The sequence below is a fragment of the Vibrio bathopelagicus genome (assembly GCF_014879975.1).
Taxonomy (GTDB): Bacteria; Pseudomonadota; Gammaproteobacteria; order Enterobacterales; family Vibrionaceae; genus Vibrio; species Vibrio bathopelagicus.
Window position 1 is genome coordinate 3,076,291 of the sequence record NZ_CP062500.1, and the last position, 20,007, is coordinate 3,096,297.

Consider the following 20,007-nt stretch of genomic DNA (forward strand, 5'->3'; position numbering starts at 1 on the left):
GTATCCTAAGCCGCAATAGAAATAAACGAAAGAAGTTAACTGTGAAAGCCGATCAAAAACATACTCCTGATGCATTAGTATGTAATTACATTAAAAACAACAACTTAAAATAAAACACATTAAAAAACCATACTTTTACCTACACTAACCAAAAAAGCTAACTCATTGATAGAAAAGAAACCTTAGTTCTCTACCTCGAATTCCAATTGGTTGCTTTTTGTCCGCACCTGCAAAATTTCAAGTTACAAACTAAAGTATTCTACAAACCTAAAACCCCGTGACATCCTATATCCTCGAAACAAAAAAAGAGGGCCCTAACCTGCCCCTCTCAAATCTATATGTTCTGCCTTTCCGCGACTTGTGCTTTTATCCAGTTCTGAATATCACTTTCAACCCAAGCAACTGAGCGACGGCTCAAGCGTACTTGCTTTGGGAACCGACATTCTCTTATGCCCCTGTAGATAGCAGAGCGACTCAAAGTCGTCATTTCAATCACAGCTTCTAATTTTATTAACTTAATTTTATTCATGTCATGCTTTACCTGAATATTGATGTTCACGGTAATGACATATATCTAAAACATTTTGGATGACGCCGCCAACTCCTTGCTGCATCATCTATCGCTAAAAAAATGAAACCCTTCCAACCAATATGACTGAAAGGGCTTTTTCATTAGCTAAGAACATAAGCCGCATAATAAATTGCTCGTCGAAATACAAAAGAGAGCGTAGGGTTTCACATCACAACGTAGGCGCTTTACTGTCTAACCATCCTTGTTCACTCAATCGATTCCAAGCAGCCAAAATATGAGCTGATTTCATATTTGCTTTTCTCGCACTCCATCCATGAACACCATTAATCACATCTTCACTCGTTAGAACTTTATCATCACATTCCTGAGTTGCTACCCAATGAACAGTTGATAGTAACTCCATACCATTTTGAGACTCAAAACCTTCTATTAGCTTGGTAACCTTATCAAAGCGCTGTTTAGTCTCTGTATGCTGCTCAAGTAAATTAAGTGCCTCTGTTACAGCATCGCCTTTAAGCTCAATCGGTGTTTCAGGCTTAGTTAGACCATCGGCATAACCTGATATAAAATGGCCTTCCATTTTATCAAGCACATGACGAAGTACGTCAGCATAAGGACCATAGTGATGCTTTTGAAAGACAACCTTGTTTAATGGCTCACCAACCGCTGTTAGAAAGTACACGAGCTTCTGCACTTCAAGTAAAGATAAGCGATAACCAAATCCCGTTGACACATAGCGCTCTATCAAGCCAAGCACAGCCGCTCGGCCCGTTGTCATAGCAGGTCGTTTAGTTTTATTTAGCATAGGTGCTGCTTGTGGTGGGTAGATCCGCCATTCAACATCAGGCATATCAGCTAAATGTTCTTTAATGAACAACTCGACTTGTTGCCAAGGTAATCCTCCCAAACCACTACCTAATGCTGGGATAGCGACCGATTTAAGTTCTAAACGCTTTACTTCCGCTTTCAAGCTATTTAAACCTTGCTCTATAAATTCAAGCTTAGAGTGGCCTTTCCAATGTGCTTTTGTTGGAAAATTAATCACATAAAATGGTGCACTGATTGAGTTTAGAGGTACGGATAATACTTGCCCGATTACGAGAGATTTATCATCACATGCTTTCTTATAAGCTTTAAAGTTATCAGGAAATGCTTTTTTAAATTGTAGAGCTAAGCCTTTCCCCATCACGCCTACCGTATTTACGGTATTGATGATAGCGTCAGCCTGATCATGCAAAATATTACCTGTCTGATAAATGATCATAGTAACCTCTAGTAATACCATTCAGGTCGAGCAAGGACCTCTGGCCAGTGTTCCTTGAATCAAAATACTAACTTCATTTGCTATAGCTTGTGTCTAACGCTAGCTTACTTATAGATACAATAACCATTGGGAGAAGGGATCTCTTTTAACTACCACTGAACTGCATAGCCTCTTGAAGCAATAACATAAATGAAGCACAGTCACCTAAATAATTGGGGTAAGCTTCTGATAGCTGTCCCATATTCTTAGTGGAGATAAGTAGAGTATTTATTCCAGAGTGGCTACGAGTCACTTTTTCCGCAGCGTTATAAACCGAAATAGCTTGGCTGTAATTGTCAAACTCCTCACTAAAGATAAGCTCCAATGAGTTTTCATCAATCATTAACAAAACATGTTCAGTTACATCATCACAACAAGCTTCAACCTTCTCAGATAAGATTCTAAAGGTTTTAAGCCTACCTAGTGCATTAATCTCGTCATTTAGCTCACGCAGCCTGATTGAGAATTGATCTTTATCTTCTTGACCTAACTCTATAGCCCCTTCAGCATCAGCTATATAACGACTCATGATCGAGAGCAGCTCTTCCCATTTAATTTGTAGGTCGTCTTTATCTTCATTGGCACTATGAGAATGAGTCTTTATCTTAGTTCCTTCCAAGATGTCCACTATTTCAACAGTGGTCGCCCAAAGGTGTTGAAGCCTAGTCCTCAATTGAGCTTCTATGTTAAAACTCTTGCCACTCGCATGATCATATCGATAAATCACATGTAAGCTTCTATAACCACAATCATTTGGTTTTTGGTTAGTGATATAATTATCAATATCTTTAATTCTAACTCGCCCTACCTTCTCTACAGTTCCTTGCAATTGAGATATTGCTAGCTCTAAAGACATCAAATCAGGGAATATCGCTCGGCATCCACCAATATCATTCATATTGGTTACACATGTTGCGTTCGCAGTGTTGCCATCAAGTGATTTACGTTGAAGCTTATCAATTATAGTTTCTAAGCGCTTTAATCGAGTTACTGGCTTAACATCTATACCGAGTTCACGACAACAACGACCAACAAGATAGGCAATAGTATTAAGAGGCTTTTCATGGGCGGCACGGAACTGCTGGATAGTGGCGGTGGCTGACTTAAGATCACCTTCTTTTTTACGAAGTCTTCTACCTGCTTTTTTCACTCCATTATTGGAATAAGAAAAGTCTTCAGCTGCACTTTCATCTACCGTACGTTCAAGGAAGTCTTGAAAGTTCAGTTCGTAATCGTCATGGAAGGTTTTGGATGCTTGTTCAGCAGATGGGGTGTCGTCAATTAGGAAACTGACGACACTTTTTTCTTTATTACTCACAGGCTAGTAGTACGTCCTGACTGTTTAATTTGCGTGTAGTGGGATTGAATTAGATGATCTGGGATCACTTTCTGGTGCGTTCCATCCCATACTTGATGCCACGGGCTACCATCACGGTGTGTTAGGTCCACCAACTGTGGTCCAGTTAAATGACCAAGTTGAGAAACAACATCCTTCACGATAGATTCGCTTTCAGCATCTAGAACCACATCACCCTGTTCGGTAATGACGTTCGCTCCGTACGACTTAAAACGGAAATACACAGATGGCACTACTGGACCAAACTTCCATGCAAATACGTCATCAACCACTAGAGGGCGTTGAAAATGTGCCAAAGACAGACCATGGCAAACATAAGTCAGTTTCTGTAGCTGCAAATTGGAGAAACATTTACCTTGCTCTTTCGCATGCTTAAGCAAGCTCAATGCAACATCTACAGCGCTGTAGGTATGATAAGTTTTCATTTTATTTATCCAATTTCGTCTAAAAGGTTTACATTTTTCAGTCGATGCAACGAAAATAGTGTAAACCATAGCCGTATTTTAAGACAGTGATTTTATTCGCAGTTAGATGCTCGTTCGCAAAAATTAGTAACATGTTAGGTAAAGATGTTACTACGTTAACTGCTGTTCGATAGCTAGATAAGTTTTGCTCTAGCTGACAATATCGTATTTTGAAGCAGCTCTACTGTTTCAATCACATTCCGTCCACCAGCAACTAAGCGGTGTAACTCCTCGAAATTGAATTGTACATATTTGTTTTTCCTCGGATTAAAAATAATACCGAATTTCCAAGGCTGCATATCTGGATTAGACAATGAATATGTGAAGTTAAGCAGCCAATACAGAAGAGTTTGGCGGTAATCACCCGCTGAAAAATTCTTATTCGTGCATTTTACTTCCACCAAACAATCGGCAAAACAAAAGTCTCCTTGGCTAGAAGATATCCACTCCAGTCCAGCAATAGGTGGTGAAATGGTGATCTCTTTTCCCTTTGCCAGCTCACCCAGTCCCAACACTAAGTTACTTGCAACTAATTGAATTAATCCTCTGTCTTTATCAGTTAACTGACTAGGTGTTTTAGCATCAAAAAAACGAGACTGCCTTTTTAAGGCCATATCTAGATAATCCCCCTCAATCAATTCCTCTCCTCGGAGTAAAAACTCGGCTCTAGCACAGGCTATCTCATAAAGCATAGCCGGACTTAAACTCATCTTGCTGAGTTCGACTTCTGAAACTGCCTCTATATTCTCAAGTTCCAACCATGTTTGATTTAGCCCCGCAACTATACCGGGGACCAACCCCGGAAATAGAATTTCGGAAATGCCGGGAATGTCTCTAGCCACAGTTCGGGGATCTGTGAATGGCAGTCTTAAGAATCGCATGATGCAGACCACCCCTTGTAAAGTTCAGCGAATGAATTTGATTCTTTACTCTCAAACCCTAGAGCCCAAGAGTGTTCAATTTTTTTCTTCACCCTGCCTCTAAAGTGATTTCCCTCATCCCCAAATTTGTATGACGCCAGCCAAAACATTCGTTGCAACTCTTCATGGCTAGCATCGTATCTGTTACTCGCTGATAAAAACCGCGACCTGCTTTTCCAATGTCGCCAACAATCAACACTAGCCCGCTTAACTGTGACAAACTCTGAATTGTTAAATCGTTCCTGAACAAAAACAGCTCGTGTTTGCGTTTCTTTAAATCTAATAGCCCGCATGAAATGTAAACAATTGGCCTCTGGTAGCAATAAGTGCTCACAGCTATCGATAACACGGTCCAAGCTAGAATCTATTGCTACATGGATCGAACTAAAGCGTTCGTCCGACCGTATCTTTGAAATACCCCTCATAATTTTCGACCATGATGCTCTAAATGCATTCACGTTTTTAGATTTCAATAAGGTTTGACAAAGCTGAGCTGCTGCTTGTGGGCTTTGAAATTCCAAAGTTCGACTTATTTGAGCGACTAAGTATGAATCAGGCTGACTCTTAAACGTCTCTGCTTGTAAAAGGTTTACTACATCAATCTCATTTACCGCCTGCTGTAACTCTTCATACTCTGCGTGAGGGTCATCAGTGTAAGGGTCAAAATACAAATCAATTTCTTTAAGTTTCCCAGCCTCCTCATCATCAGAGCTAAGCTGTGCTGTAACAAAGTTCTTATAGTGTAATGCACTTAAAAAAGTCGTTTTAGTACGGTTAAGGGACAAACCGTAATCTGCAAGGTATCTAGATAATGAAGATAAGGCTTTGTAAGCATCAGATTGGCTGCTTGCGATCAAAGTATAATCATCAACATAACGGTGCCAAGCTATACCTGATGATGCAAGTAGTTCATCAATTGCATGCATTAAGACTTCAGCTAACACACGTGAGCACTGCCCTCCGACAGGAAGACCAAATGATCTTCCTGAACTCATTTGGTTAAGTATTCTGTCTAGCTGAACAGAAACAGTAGAGTGCTCAGAGAAGAGGTCACCTATCAGGTTTTCCAAGCGATGGTGATAAATATGTTCATAGAACCCCGATACATCGGTTTGAACGACAACTGATTTATCATCTGCTAACAAAGGCTCATCGAGTGTAGCTGACTTATATGAGTACCAAGAATGCTCCTGCAAAAATAATCGATTGTCTTCATCAGAGTGTCGATATGAATGTGCCCCATCGTGCCTAAGAGGGGCTAGTTTTTCAGAAATGGCAATTGCAAGACCATTTATGTATACATTCCAAAATGGGTGTATCTTAGTTGTGATCCGAAAGCCACTAGTCCCACTAGGTACTAGAAGTCGCTCATGAAAAATGGAAAGAGAGTCAATTGTCTGCCTCGCGCTCTTTTTTCCCCCTTTCTCTAAGGTTTGGAAAAGATCGTAAGCAACCTTCGCAATATCGGCATGGCAATCAGAGATAAACCTGTTATCAAGATCAAAAGGGAGAGTATCGTTGTCTCCGTGAGCACCAACTTCTCTAGCAGCCTTGGCAAAATGCTCTAAAGTCACTTCTTTTGACATTTCACTACCTATTCTTGTTATTTGATAAAAAAAGAGTACGCATAAAGGCGTACTCAATAAAAAGTTACTTTGTTGCTTTCGCTGCGCGCTTCTTAGCGGCTTGCTCTTTCTTAGCTGCTTTGGCTAACGCTTCCGCTTCCTCGCGGGCCTTAGCAATACGCTCAAGCAGTTTATCGGCGGACTCATCGTTTGGATCTTGCGACACTAACTCACCGCGAAAGGCTTTGGCTAGAATACTTTGCGTAAGATTGTCTACCTTTGCTTGGGCTTTTTTCACCTGAGCTTCTATAGTGTCAGCAAACACGAAGTATTGTTCTACTAGGCGAACTATTTCTTTTTGTTCTTCGAGAGGAGGAACTCTAATTGGATAGCGTTTAAGAGCTTTACCAGTTAAATGTTTAATTGTTGTCCCTGTAAACAACTGATTCAAAGTCAAGCCATCTGCGTCATTCTTTAAGTTAAATGCCAACCATTCAGGAATCATTTCATCCATCACGCGTGCTCTATGTAAAGCCTTTTGAAAAATAATCTGTTCACCTGAGTTGGACCGCCAAACAGCACAACGACCGGGCTCACCTCCCTCACAAATTAAGACATCGCCTTTAACAAGTTGTAATTCTTGTTGCTCTGTTTCGCTAACAAGAATTTCTTGAACGCTCTTTAGGTCAAACTCAAACCACCTAACATTGATATTACCAAGGTATTTTGTTGATACACCTTGGTTTTTAGCTTTATCCAGCATTTTACCTAAACGACTATCGACCAACTCTGGATATTGCTTTACTTCCCATGAAAGCGGAACTTTAGGCCACTTCCAGTCAACGCTATATGGAGAATCAACACTCTCAACCTCACCACGCCACTCCTCCGTCAACTTACCCGATACAGCTGAAGCCAGTACCGACTGGCGGAAGCGTTTGAGTAAATTAGGGATACTATCTAAACGCGCTTTGATGGTGTCGACCTGCGCTAGTACCTCATCGAGTTTTTCTACGATGCGTTTTTGTTCGGCTAGTGGAGGTAAGCTAATATCTAAATTACGAACAACAGACAAGTTGATCCGAGATCGGGTCGAGCCTTTGGTATGTTCGTTGATCTGTTTTATTGCCTTCTCAGAGTTCAGGAGATAGGCTAAGCACTTGCGATTTACTTCCGGGTTCGGTCTAAACCTAACAATATCCGCAACGATTATCCCTTCATTTAGGTGCTCTGGCGCGATACATGTCAAACCTAAAGGTTCCCCAAGCTTCGTTATTAGCAAATCACCTGATTTGAAACTATGCCTTTTTAAAAATTCTGCTTTTTCATCTGTAACATATTTGATGTTTTTATCTAAAAATGCCATGCGCTTAACGTTTTGAATACGGACTATTGGAGTCCCTTCATCCGTATATTCAGAAGCTTTGAGGTTTGAGCCAAATGGCCCATCAACAATTTCATTTTTCGGGTCATTTGCAAGGTCAGAAGGAGTACAAGCAACCCAACCTTTCGGCAACTCACTCATTACTTTGCCTCCGGCTTTTCTGCTAAGCCAAATGCTTCTTCAAGTAATTGCTTTTGCTGATCAGCTTCATCATTTGCCCCAAGGCTTTGCATCAGTTGGTAAATTTCAGACATGGCTTCAGTAAGCTCTGCCATTGCTTCACCAGCTAGCACTTCAGGCTCAGGAAGGTTTTCAGCGCTAGTAGCTTCGAGGTCTTTAAGCCATGAGATATCTAAGCTATCGCCTTTTTGTTCACGAATGTATTCACGGTTAAACTTCTTCCAACGAGCGTTTTCTATTGTGTTTTCAGCGTCGCTCTCAACCTCACCAAGCTGTTGCCACACGCCTTCACTACGCGGTGATTGACCGTTAGCATCGCTACCATAAGCTTCAATAAAAGGTGCAAAGTGTCTTTCAGTCAATGGACGTCGTTTACCAAAAGTATTCATATTGGTACGCATGTCGTATACCCATGTATTGGTCGTACAGTTTTCTTCTTGGTCTTTGTTTTCTGGCGTGCCTTTTTGGAAAAATAGTACGTTAGTCTTCACCCCTTGAGCGTAAAAAATACCTGTGGGTAAACGCAGGATGGTGTGAAGGTTACACTTGTTCATTAGGTCCGCTCGAACCTTTTGCCCAACGCCCCCTTCAAACAAAACGTTATCAGGGAGTACGACAGCCGCGCGACCACCCGGCTTTAAATGACGATAGATGTGCTGTAAAAAAGCCAGTTGCTTATTACTGGTTTCATAGGTCAAATCATCACGAGTTGGACCACCGCCGCCTTTAGATGTGCCAAAGGGAGGATTAGAAAGAATCAGGTTCACTTTCGGTAGCTGCGCACCCTCTCCACTTAGAGTATTACCTTCATGGATGGCACCTTCACCCTCACCTTCAATACCGTGTAATAGACAGTTCATCAAAGCTAAGCGACGCGTAGAGGGAACCAACTCCATGCCGTTATAAGCTTTACGCTTTTGAAAATCTTGCTCTTTTTCACCTAAATCATAAAGGTCATCGGTTTTATCTTTAATAAACTCATGAGCAGCGATCAAGAAGCCTGCTGTACCTGCTGCGGGGTCTTGAATCGTTTCCCCAGCTTTCGGGTTCATTAACTTAACAATCGTGTCAATTAGAGGACGTGGAGTAAAGTATTGACCTGCGCCCGATTTGGTTTCATTAGCATTCTTCTCTAACAAGCCTTCATACAAGTCACCTAGACCATCTTCACGCGCTGAGAACCAATCAAGTTCATCAATGCGCTTTACCAATTGACTAAGATGCTTAGGCTCTTTAAGGCTTGTTTGTGCGCCAGCATAAATTGCAGCAAGTAATGGATCGTGGTGTTTACCCAGATCAAGTAGCATTTGACGGTAGTGGTCATACTGTTTAATACCGGTTTGAGTTGCGATATCCGACCAACGACACCCTTCAGGCAATACATGTTGAGTAATTCCGGCTTCCGCTTGTTCGGTTTCCATTTTTATGAACAACAACAACACTAATTCAGTGACGTAGTCCGTGTAAGTAATACCGTCATCACGTAGTACGTCACACAGTTTCCAAAGTTTTTGTACGATTTCATTGTTGTTCATTTTGCTTTTTCCTAGCAGGTGCACAGCTTGTTTTATGTAAACGAGCTGACAAAATACAAATAAAAATAATTAGGCTGAGTGTATCACTCAGCCTTTAAATTAGCTTTGGCCTTATGGTCGTTCATATACTGATTGACGACAATACCACCAGCACAGCCCTAGAGCGGAATGCAGTTTTTGTTAACCTTGTTGCTGCCAAATGTGCTCATTTAGTGCAGCTAAAACTTGCTCTAGCTGCCCATTCAAACGCTTATCTAACTCCATACAGCCACCATCTTGAGCAAAACTTCGATTAATATCATCCGTTTGTAAGACGACTTCTTTTTTAAGTTGCTTGGCAATGCGATCCAACCATTTGAGCTGAGGCTTAGTCCATGAATGCATGGCATAGATACTATCCATTGCCATATCTATACGTCGCTCATAAGGCATTAACGCTTCACCTAGCGCTGCCCTGCGTATGTGACCCACTATCGACGCTGCAATATCGCGATTCGTTGTCTTCTTCCATGCGCTTTGTAAATCGGCTTCTTTAAAATCTTGTTTATCCAGTAAAATACGAATCTCTTTTAACTGAGCACGAGTCAGCTCTTTGGGCTTACTCACAACGGCATTAAGAGCGGCATTACTGTTAAGATTATCTTTAATGAAGCGCTCAAATGCGGTGAGATAATCCTCTGGTTTACTGTAAGCGGAAAAGTTCTGCTCTCGAATGATGAACTCATCCTCATGATCAGAAATAATGTATTTCTCACCACCATTTAGCATTCCTCGCACACTCTCAACTCGCTTAGCCAAACTACTGTGCTGCTTTAGCATTTGTGCTGCTTGCTTAGGTCCAGCTTGGTGCAATTGCTGGTGGATTTTATCAGCAGGACATCCCCACTCTTGTTCAATACTTTCCAGCTCTTGTTTCAGGATTGGGTCTTTTTCTGCTCGCGTCTGCGCCTTGCGCATAACACGCATGACCTTTTGACTTAGTTCATCAAGAGCATCTTCTGCAAAGCTGCGTCCTTCTTCACTACCTGCTAAATCAAGATTACGCTCGTCAAACACTTCATCAATCAATTGCTCAATTGTAATATTCGGTCTTTTAACCACTGGCTTCATGGTGTTCACTTGCTCTAACGAGGCATACAGGTCAACCGGATCAAAGATTCTAAATACGGTTTTTCCAATTTCATCACAACGACGGGTAGCTCGACCTAACATTTGTTCGTACAAAATGCGCGACTTAACCCTGCGCATAAAGACAAGGTTACAAATCTTAGGTACATCAATGCCTGTAGTCAGTAGATCGACCGTAATTGCTACATTGGGGAAAGTTTCGTTTTTAAACTTACGGATGGCTTGCTTCACTTTATCCGTGCTACCCGTGATTTTTTGCACGGCATGAGCAGGAATATCATCACCATGGACCTTCTGGAGGGCTTCTACCAGTAAGCGTTCTACTCTATCTGCGTGTTGATCGGTAACACAGAAGATCATGGTTTTCTCTTGGCTGGTTGGATCGATATCTTCAGCTAGAGCTTCACACACCGTACGATCAAATTTCTCGTTAATCACAGTGCGGTTGAAATTCTCAACATGAAACTCAAGCTCGTCCTCAAGCTCTACACTATTCACTTCTCCCGATAAGGTATCAACAACGTCGACTTGCTCACCTTGATTGAATTTTATACCCGCTTGGTTAAGCCTAGTTTTATAGGTAATTGGAGTTTCATGGTCGATAAGATAATCTTCAGCCACCGCCTCACGATATGAATAAGTGTAAACTGGGGGGCCAAAAATCTCTGCGGTATGCGCTGCGGGAGTGGCAGTTAAACCGATTTTTACAGCATCAAAATAATCAAGAACACGACGGTAACTAGAACGATAAAGGTTAGGGTCTCGCGCTACTAACTCAGCTTCACCCAACTCTTGATCCAATGTATAACCACGGTGAGCTTCATCAACGATAATACAATCGTATTGGTCAACGGGTAGGATCACCGCATTATCATTGTCGCTGTCTTTATCTTCAAACAAACGCTTCACCATGGCCTGCACGGTCGCAACATGTACGCGAGTCTCGGCCTCTGGCAACTTATCTGACATTTCTTTTATGTCATAGATTTTGGACAAACGACGTTTTTGCTCTAAGGGTGTTTCATCAAAAGCTTCGGTCGCTTGATCACCTAGAGCTGAGCGGTCGACGAGAAATAAAATACGTTTAAATCTTTCCGTTTTGAGGAAGCGGTAAAGCAGACCAATGATGGTACGAGTTTTACCCGTACCTGTAGCCATGGCTAATAAGCTTTCACGTTTATTTTGAGCTAGTGCTTCTTCTACCGCGATAACGGCCTTTTTCTGATATGGTCTCAGCCCAAGGTACTCAAACGGCTCAACAACCATCTCTTGCTGTGCTTTATGGTGATCTCGATGCAGCAAGTCCAGTAGCCCCGCGGGACTCATAAAACTCTGACAGGCACGTTTAGCATTAGATGCTAAACGACAATCACGGAACCATGTTCCGCTTTGCTCTTGCATTTGACGCAAGAAAGGCTTGCCATTACAAGCAAAGACAAAAGGTAGTTTATAATTGGCTTCACCTTCACATCCTTGCCACGATTCGCTGTGTCCAGCCTCAATCCAAGCTGGCTTAATCTCGTCTTCAAGGTCAACGATACTTTGAGGGTCAAACTCTCTGCTATAACGCTCTGCTTGAGCAATTGCACCTGAGACGTTAATGCGTTTTCTCTTGGCTTCAACGGCTGCAATAGGGATTAAACCAACAAACAAGACATAATCAGCACGATGCTTCTGCCCCTGCATTTCCCATTCTGCAATTGCCATATTACGTCCTTTCTCAGGACGAACACCTTTGCGGTAATCAAGAACAACCGAGTCAGCTTCCCACCCAGCATCTCTCAACTGCTGATCGATAATGAATCGAGTTTGCTCTTCCGTTAAGTCAAAGCGGCTATTTTTAAGTATCTCGACACGCTGCTTGAGCGTTTTAGCTTCTTCAGCTTCATCGACGTTGGTTGATTGTTCTTGGCTGCGCTCACGTAATTGGGTTTCTAATTCACGAATGCGAGCTTTAGCTTTCTCTACACTCATTGAATCATTGGCTTCTAATACGGATAGCTGCTGCTTGAATCCAACCAGAGATTTGAATTGAGGGTGTGGTAAAGCAAGCTCAACCGATTGCTGCGCTTCCAACTGCTTAATGACTTCTTTTAGCCGCGCAATCTCTTTCTTGGATTGCTCGACCAATTCTGCTGTTTGCTCTTCAACTGGCGGTACATACTTTGCTGGCTGAAAATTAGCTTCACCAGTCTTAACTCGATAGTAAATCGTCGCAGCTTTATGAGAGATTTCTAAAGCGTGTTCCGCTGCAACCGGATTATTGTAATAACCATGCGCTGCTTTGTTTCCATGCTTTCTCAATGCATGAAATATTGTTAATCGTTCATCATCTAAGAATCCCCGGCTTCCCAACTCTTTTAGCTGGTCAAACGTTGATAAATTCGGGGTGAGCTTAACTAGCTCTGCGATAAAGCCAACGATCTCTTCGGAGAGTAAACGAACCTTAAACAAGGTAGTGTGAGGGTCTTGGTGCAAATTGCGCTCAGCCGAAAGCGCAATCGCATACAAAGTGTCATTAACCCCTTGTAAAAAATCAAAGTTTGACGAAGCCATGAGTGTCCCTAAACCAGCTATAACCTAGATGCAGTTTACATGATTTCATACTTATCCCATTCGTAATTTCATCATTACGTAAGAGAAAACTCACATTTCCCCTAAAAAGATAAAGTCTCCCTCAAGAGTAGAAGATTCATGAACAGATTACCCGCCTAATGTTTAGACCTACCTAAAACGAATCCAAACAGATTCAGATATATATCATAGATAGGAATCCCCAACCACAGGAGCCCTCCTTATGTCCTATGACATTGTCTATGAACAACTAGCACTGCGTGTACCAAAAAAAGATGTCGCTCAGCAAGCCTGTACCTTCTTCAGAGAACGCCTCAACCACACAGAAACCCAAAGCCCAAACGAACTCAAACAAGCCCTGCATGAACGTTACAGACTTAGACTGCGTGAAGATGACCTACTCATGCTCCACATGCTCATTGGCTCTAGCAATCTCTTTGACACGGAGACAAACAAACGAGCACGTAGCTGGCAGTTCTGTGGTGTAAACACATTCAACCAGCTACTCGTGAAATACGGTTGTGACTGGTCAGCAGCCGCTGAATCAGGAGATGTCAAACTCAATGGTCGTGACACCAAAGCAGAAGGTTGGATACGAGCATTACGTAACACTTTGAACCTCGCTAAAGACTATGGAGTGATGCCGTATTGTCACACCCTAGAGGTATGGCTTAAAGCACCATTAGATACCTCGAAACAAACCCAACTAGATGAGTTAAAAACGCAACTAAGTGATTTAGATGCAACTTGGAAAGAACGGCAACGATTTGATGACGATGGCTTTGATGTATCAATAAAACCCAAATCTGCTTTTGAGATGTGGCTCTTTCAGCAGCTCATCAATGGCTACCAAGGCAAGTGCTGGATAAATGGCTCAGAGCCGCCCTATCATGCTGTAAAGAAGCATTCTATCTAATACGTACCCAACAGCTTAACACCCCCAAAAACACGTTCACCCACCACTCTAGAGGCCATCTTGTTATCAAGGTGGTCTTTTTTATTTTATCCGTAGAAAGGAACCCACTATGCAAACAACACAACCAAACAGCTCATCCAAAGACCAACAGGATTCTTTACTCACATCAGAGGCAAAAAAAATTAAACCGACCATGGTACTTGTCCAATGGTCTGAGTCTCGCGAATTCACTGAAGAGACACTCTATGACTTTAATGAGTTCGAACAGAAAGCGCTGGAGGTTGCCAAACGCAACCCATTAGGCGGGTACGACAAAACAAAAGTAACCGTGACCTTCGATAATGAACATCAGCACGAATGCCGCTTGGATTTAGGGTGTGGTGGTAATGACCAAGGCTTTGCTGAGCACTGCTTAAGTATGGCTCGTTATTACCGCCAGCATAAAGGGGATGTCGATAAGCCTTGGCTTTATGACAAACACCACCAGCAGTTAATCGAACTCATAAACACTTATGAATTGGACCACTCATTCGTAAACCTAGGGCGTATGCAGGTTAAACAGGTCGAGGAGCAAGCTAAAGCTGAAGAAGCTGCAAAAGAAGAAGCCAAACAACAGGATCGGGAAAGAGCGTGGCGTAAACACCAGCAAGCGGAGGAGGCCTTTCAAGAAACCTTAGAAGTACCACAATGGGCAAAGGGCGTGATTGTTGCCACACTCACGGACTATGACGCTGAAATCAGTGAACCGTATGCAGGAGAGTTTCACACCAAAACGTTGAAGACTATTATTCTCGCGTGGTCGAAACACTCTCGAAACCTATTTCCAGAGCTGCGCAAAGCATGTCTGAATCACCCTGAAACGGCTTTTCTTAACGATCCAGATAAAAGCGTTGAACACCGTGAGCGCTTTGCCATGGGAGAAGGCTATTACCTAACCGATACCAAATACATTCGTTATGGATGGCAAGTCAAAAAGCGAAACTTTTACAGAGAGGACAACAAAGCACGGTATGTGCCTTTAGGTGAGATCGCGATAGGCGAATAAAAGAAAGAGAGGCGAATTGATCGCCTCTCTGGGTGGTCTTATTTTTTTCTGTTATCAACGACAGAATCGCTTGGTGATCACAGTCAACTTGCAAGGTTTGAAACTAATTTCTGGACATAAACGAGTTTGAGTCAGCTACCACATTGTGTCTTCGGATAAGCTGAATTAAGTAAAACCAAGTAAGCGAGCCTAACTAACAAGGCCTTTCAAATTAGCTTTGAGTATATCTCTTACTTCATCAGGAGAAATCCCCCACACCTCTGCCAAATACGGAATAACACTGGCCGCATCGGATGGATATAGAATTTTTCCTTTCACCTTGGCAAATGGACCATCTGTTTCCAATAAAATTCGATCTCTTGGTAGCCAAGAAATGACATTCTTCGCTCTTATCGAGAACAACATGGCTGGTCCTATAGAAAAATAACAACCAAGATCGATTGCTTTCAATGCTTGTCTTTTTGTTGCAAGAAACCAATGAAGAATAGGAGTGCCCGCTTTGGGGTGCTCTCTTAAGCATTCTAAAACGGCGTCAACTGCATTTAGGCTATGAATAGTTAATATTTTATCTTTTTGAGATTCACATTTTTGAAGAATATGATTAAAAACAATCAACTGGTCGTCAAAATGTTCTTTATAGCCCTTTGAACCATCAAGTCCAATCTCTCCAATATACCGTGTTTCTTCTATCAATGTATCAAACAGGGCAAGCTCGTTTTTTCTCTGATGAGCTAACTGGGGATGCAATCCAAGTGCCGTCCGACAGTTTTTAATATCACGCGTTAAATTAACAGTACCTTTGAAAGCCGAAGGTACTGTCGTAACAGATAATAGATAGCAACCAGTATCACTGATGTCTTTTAAAACCATGTCATAATCGGGGTAAAGATCGACATGGCAATGCATATCCATCATTATATTTTATTCGCCTCAAGAAACGTTTCTACTTCTTTGAGTCCACGTCTAATTGTAGACTCTAATTTGTCTCTTGTAGTTTGTTCATTCGGTAACGAGCCACTTTGTCTAATCCATCCCTTGTAGTCTTGAGATTTATTAAGCCTAATAATTGCAGTCTGCACCGCATGCAAATCATCTCTAGTATCTTTATCGTTATGAACAAATTTTAAATTCTTACTGACGTATGGAGCATCTTGTGTGAACCCTGCATGATGGACAGATGAACGTCTAATTAGGCAAGGAACACAATGACCACACTGCATATGTTTTCGATGCCAATGACTACAGGACACGCTCAACGGAATGGCCTTAGCTATTGCAACTTGATCAACACATTCCTTTAACATTTCACCCTTTGTTTGAAATTGGTATGGATTAACAAATGTCACGTTAAATCCAGCATCTTTCAAGAGTTCTTCAAGACGATTCAAGAAATATGGGTGAGTAGTCCGTGTACTGTGGCTGCCAATTCGTCGCCTTGTGAGTGGAGGGTTGATTGAAATATACCCATTCTCGGGAACAATAATTGTAGAAATACTACTATCTTCGTTAGCATTTCTCAGAGCAGAAATCCCCAACACAGCCATAGCTAAAAAGTTAAAGCTTCTTCCACGCATCGTGACATCAGTTTTACCTTTCAATCCAGCCATTAAACTAGGTGAAATGCTATAAGAAAGCTCACCATACTTAGACTTTAAAAGCTTCTTGATGTTCTCTTGTTTAACACCATCTCCACGGTAAGCATGACTAAGCAAAAGCGGTTTATAATTGGATTTACCATTTAGTATATCTATAGCGCCAACAGCACTATCTAACCCACCAGAGAAAAGACAAACTGAGTTTAGTCCTTTGAAGCTATTCAACCTTGCTTTTGATTTGTTACTAACAATAGGCTTAGGCACCTCAAGCAAAGTTTTCATAAACGTAAACTTCCACTGGTCACCAGTTAAGAAGCTCAAGATAGAACTAAGACGCTCCGATAAATTTCCCCATAATTTTTCGTTAAAAACCGGAATATGCAAGTGCATAACCCTTGACCATGCATCTGCCGCATTACCTCGAAGTTCAAATGTCTCAGCAGCAGTAACGGCACTAGCTATGGTTATCAAATCTAAAGCATCCGCATCAATACTAACCCCAAGCTCACGTACTTTCTTTAGTAAGCTACCCGAAGCTCTACTGTGCTTAGAGCTATCGTGTGGGTGCGTACCGAAGAGTTGCACTGGGTGGCAAGTCTTGGAATACTCGGGAAGCAAAGAAGGATTATGGTTAAAATAGAAATTAATCATTAAAAGACTCCCATTCATCTACAGTCTGCGATATCGCGTCAATTTGAATTTTAGTGATATTAGCCTGCGATAAATGCCCTCCATTATCACCCGTGAGCTTTTCTACTTTAGATTGAGTTATCACTTTTATTAGATCCCTTAATTCTTCTTCCATTTTGTGATGTTTACTAGGGTGTTCAGCATGAAACCAAGCCTTGCCCATTCCATCAACAACATCCTGAAAAATCAGATCAGTTAAATAGCAAGATATAGCTTCTGTTACCACATCATCTGTAAACATGGACTCATCAAACTTTTCTTCATCAGGCAATACTTCCGCTAATGCAAAATCTATTGCTAAACGCACAGGTTCAGCATCACCGTTATCAGGTGTTAGATGATCGCTAATACGATCTATAGCTTGGTCAGTAGTTAATCCATTCAACTCAGATAGAGAAAGGGTTCTATCGTTATACCTAACGCTGTCACCTTGCATCATCCCCAATAGACCGGAGCCAGCAGTGATACCGCTCGCTAGCCTGCGGCTCACTCCAGAACCTCCACCGGAGCTTCTGGAGTATTTCTTAAGAGAGCCTCTCAAATTAGAGCTGTCACTTCCTGATTTTGCGTAATCCCCGAATGCCCTTCTTGCCCCTGTCAGTCGATTTGGTGACGGAATATTAGGAACTGAGCCCGGAATCTGCTCTTGTACTTTTCCATTATCAACTTCCTGTGGTGGTACGCTAACGTCAGCTCCATTATCAGAACCAACTTCCACTGAACCGCCTTGCTCTGCCCATGGTGGTAACAACGGGCTCTTATTATTAGGTCCGGTACTTGATGCTGAAGTTCCCATTATTTAGTTGCCTCTAGTTCTTTAATCAATGATTCTAGCCATCGTTTCTTGGGAGCTTTCTTCACGAAAGCTAAAAAATTAGCCTTACACCTATCATCATGTGCTGCCAATTGCCTTGCTCCATATATTCCGGAGGTTTTTAGGCCCCATTCTTCAACTTTACGCAACTCTTCGATGAGGCTATCCATCACAGATATGTACTCTTCACTAGCTGTAAGTTCAATCAGTTCAGAACTCGCTTTACTGGATCTAGTTTTCTGTTTCAACAATCCTTCGAGCATTTTTTGTGCTGCGCCTGACATGACGCTATTAACAGAGCCCATCGGGATATTTTGTCTACTCAAGTATGCTGCCGCTGTTAGATCTACACCTGTAAACAAAGGTTTTAATCGAGCCCATTTTTCTAGGAAATGAACTTCTTTCTTCCATTCATCAGGTAGCCTTTCGCTATCAAACTCTTTATCTGTTCGTTCGAGTTCTTCAATGAGTTCTGGTTTACCACTCTCTGAGTCAATGAGTTCATACAGCCTATTTGTTGCTTGAATACCCATGCAGCGTTCAAAAATCACTAGCTTAGTTATTGTTCGCTCATCTAGCTGCATACCTCTACGATGTGCAGTTTTTTTCCTCATCTTAACTTGATTAAGTAAGCGCTTTACGATTCTTGGGTTGCCGTTTATGTTCGCAGACTCTGCCAATATTGGAGCCATCTGTTCTGCTATCTTAAACTCTTCTCTAAGCTCAGCGTCATCAAGCTCACACCTTTCTAGTAAATCATCTACCGAAATCTGCCCCTGTTTCCAAGAAAACCTGAGTGATTCTTCCAACCCTAGCCTCAAGCGGTCGAACTCTTTTATTGGGATACCTCTGTCTTGGGCAATTAGCATTATCAGATAGGCTCTAACCTCAGCAAAACCGGGCTTTGGAACATGTACAGGGATTTGAATCAGTTTATCTAGATAGTCAGTTTGGTGACGTACAGAAGCTCCCTTATGGAAATGAGGAATTGCCAAGCGAATCATATCCGGGTCAGCCGCAACAACAAATGCAGTATTTGGCATGAACAAAAACAATCTAATTGCTTCTAGTGTGGATATCGTATTCTCAGGTAAACATCTATCTAAGTTATCAACATAAACAATTACAGGTTTATCAAAAGCCTTTAGCAACGATATATAGGATTTTCTAAACTCTCTAATTTCTTTTGGAGGAGAGAGTTTCTTCTTAGCTTTTACAAGTCCTTTAGCCTTTTTAGCAACCTGACCTATTGCTTTAGTATCTTTCTGAACTGCTTCGAAATCCAAATCATCATCTTCATCAAAGGCATCCCCAGCCCAACCAAAAAAGTTCTGAATTGCACCGAATGTCGGCATTCCAGAAATAGCAGCAGCACCTTCAGCCATAAGACCCATAAACCTTACTTTGTCGATGCGCTTAGCAAAATCAAGAGCCTTCTCAAGTAGCTTTTCATCCTCAGCGGCAGCTTCAACCAGTTGTGCTGCAATGGTCTCTAACAATGCAGCTTTTGCATCGTCGTATCCTTGGAATGTCCATGCATCAAAATGAATCTGGATGTACTCTTGTTCTTCCTTCTCAAGTGCTTTAGCAGTCAACTCTAAAATTGTTGACTTACCTGCCCCCCAATCACCAAATACACCAATAGATATTGGCATTAACTCTTTCTCTGTAATGAGATCTTTGATTGATTCAGCAATCTCATTGAAATTTAAAAAATCGATCTTAGATTCTTTATCTGACCACATGTTTATATCCTGACAGTACTAATGACAACCGCGTCGATATTGATTCGGCTAACAGATCTCCAAGTTAAGTAATATTCTATTGAAGACGTTACTTCTCTGATGTCACAAACAGAAACAAGTATGTGCTTTGTTTCTTAATAATTTTGTCATTCTAATCTGTGGGTTTAGCAATTCAAAGATAATAAAACGCAGTTTGTGAGGTAAGAGTATGAGTCAGAGACTTGTCAGAACATTTTGATAAGAGGCTATGATAAATTGTG

At 41.7% G+C, this 20,007-nt stretch carries 15 protein-coding genes; 2 read left to right on the forward strand and 13 right to left on the reverse strand.

Features of this window, described 5'->3' with window-relative positions:
* Window positions 1-334 precede the first annotated feature (334 nt).
* From IHV80_RS13570 to hsdR, 9 genes are all read right to left on the reverse strand, one after another.
* Window positions 335-529: a helix-turn-helix transcriptional regulator gene (locus tag IHV80_RS13570; RefSeq protein WP_017088307.1), complete on the reverse strand. Its 195-nt coding sequence runs from the start codon at window positions 527-529 to the stop codon at window positions 335-337.
* A gap of 211 nt (window positions 530-740) precedes the next feature.
* A complete protein-coding gene (gene darG / locus IHV80_RS13575; RefSeq protein WP_192889384.1) occupies window positions 741-1,796 on the reverse strand; it encodes a type II toxin-antitoxin system antitoxin DNA ADP-ribosyl glycohydrolase DarG in 1,056 nt (351 codons plus the stop codon).
* A gap of 145 nt (window positions 1,797-1,941) precedes the next feature.
* Window positions 1,942-3,153 carry a nucleotidyltransferase family protein gene (locus tag IHV80_RS13580; protein WP_192889385.1) on the reverse strand — a complete coding sequence of 404 codons (1,212 nt, stop codon included), beginning with the start codon at window positions 3,151-3,153 and terminating at the stop codon, window positions 1,942-1,944.
* A complete protein-coding gene (locus tag IHV80_RS13585) occupies window positions 3,150-3,617 on the reverse strand; it encodes a Panacea domain-containing protein (RefSeq protein WP_102553259.1) in 468 nt (155 codons plus the stop codon). The genes IHV80_RS13580 and IHV80_RS13585 overlap by 4 nt, the downstream gene beginning before the upstream one ends.
* A 173-nt stretch (window positions 3,618-3,790) precedes the next feature.
* On the reverse strand, window positions 3,791-4,498 hold the full coding sequence (locus IHV80_RS13590) for a hypothetical protein (RefSeq protein WP_192889386.1): 708 nt from the start codon (window positions 4,496-4,498) through the stop codon (window positions 3,791-3,793).
* 26 nt (window positions 4,499-4,524) lie between these two features.
* The gene (locus IHV80_RS13595; protein WP_192889387.1) at window positions 4,525-6,162 is read right to left on the reverse strand and encodes an RNA-directed DNA polymerase; all 1,638 of its coding nucleotides are present in this window, start codon (window positions 6,160-6,162) and stop codon (window positions 4,525-4,527) included.
* Window positions 6,163-6,226: 64 nt separating this feature from the next.
* Window positions 6,227-7,666, reverse strand: coding sequence for a restriction endonuclease subunit S (locus IHV80_RS13600; protein WP_192889388.1), 1,440 nt, complete (start codon window positions 7,664-7,666; stop codon window positions 6,227-6,229).
* Entirely contained in the window at window positions 7,666-9,240 is a 1,575-nt protein-coding gene (locus IHV80_RS13605) for a class I SAM-dependent DNA methyltransferase (RefSeq protein WP_192889389.1), read from the reverse strand. Before IHV80_RS13605 ends, IHV80_RS13600 begins: the two co-directional genes overlap by 1 nt.
* Window positions 9,241-9,420: 180 nt before the next feature.
* Window positions 9,421-12,924, reverse strand: coding sequence for a type I restriction-modification system endonuclease (gene hsdR / locus IHV80_RS13610; protein WP_192889390.1), 3,504 nt, complete (start codon window positions 12,922-12,924; stop codon window positions 9,421-9,423).
* A 241-nt stretch (window positions 12,925-13,165) separates the two neighbouring features.
* Between hsdR and IHV80_RS13615 the strand changes: the two genes are divergently transcribed.
* The gene (locus tag IHV80_RS13615; protein WP_192889391.1) at window positions 13,166-13,858 is read left to right on the forward strand and encodes a hypothetical protein; all 693 of its coding nucleotides are present in this window, start codon (window positions 13,166-13,168) and stop codon (window positions 13,856-13,858) included.
* A 109-nt stretch (window positions 13,859-13,967) separates the two neighbouring features.
* Complete coding sequence (locus IHV80_RS13620; protein ID WP_192889392.1) at window positions 13,968-14,903, forward strand: LPD25 domain-containing protein; 936 nt, start codon at window positions 13,968-13,970, stop codon at window positions 14,901-14,903.
* Between the two features lie 189 nt (window positions 14,904-15,092).
* Here the strand turns inward: IHV80_RS13620 and qatD are convergent, their stop codons facing one another.
* From qatD to IHV80_RS13640, 4 genes are read right to left on the reverse strand one after another with little or no spacing between them, the layout of a single operon-like run.
* Window positions 15,093-15,818: a Qat anti-phage system TatD family nuclease QatD gene (gene qatD / locus IHV80_RS13625; protein ID WP_082315266.1), complete on the reverse strand. Its 726-nt coding sequence runs from the start codon at window positions 15,816-15,818 to the stop codon at window positions 15,093-15,095.
* A complete protein-coding gene (qatC, locus tag IHV80_RS13630; RefSeq protein WP_192889393.1) occupies window positions 15,818-17,149 on the reverse strand; it encodes a Qat anti-phage system QueC-like protein QatC in 1,332 nt (443 codons plus the stop codon). Before qatC ends, qatD begins: the two co-directional genes overlap by 1 nt.
* Entirely contained in the window at window positions 17,142-17,984 is an 843-nt protein-coding gene (locus IHV80_RS13635; protein ID WP_192889394.1) for a hypothetical protein, read from the reverse strand. The genes qatC and IHV80_RS13635 overlap by 8 nt, the downstream gene beginning before the upstream one ends.
* Window positions 17,984-19,747 (reverse strand): KAP family P-loop NTPase fold protein, encoded by a 1,764-nt coding sequence (locus tag IHV80_RS13640; RefSeq protein WP_192889395.1) that lies wholly within the window; start codon window positions 19,745-19,747, stop codon window positions 17,984-17,986. The genes IHV80_RS13635 and IHV80_RS13640 overlap by 1 nt, the downstream gene beginning before the upstream one ends.
* Between the last annotated feature and the right edge of the window lie 260 nt (window positions 19,748-20,007).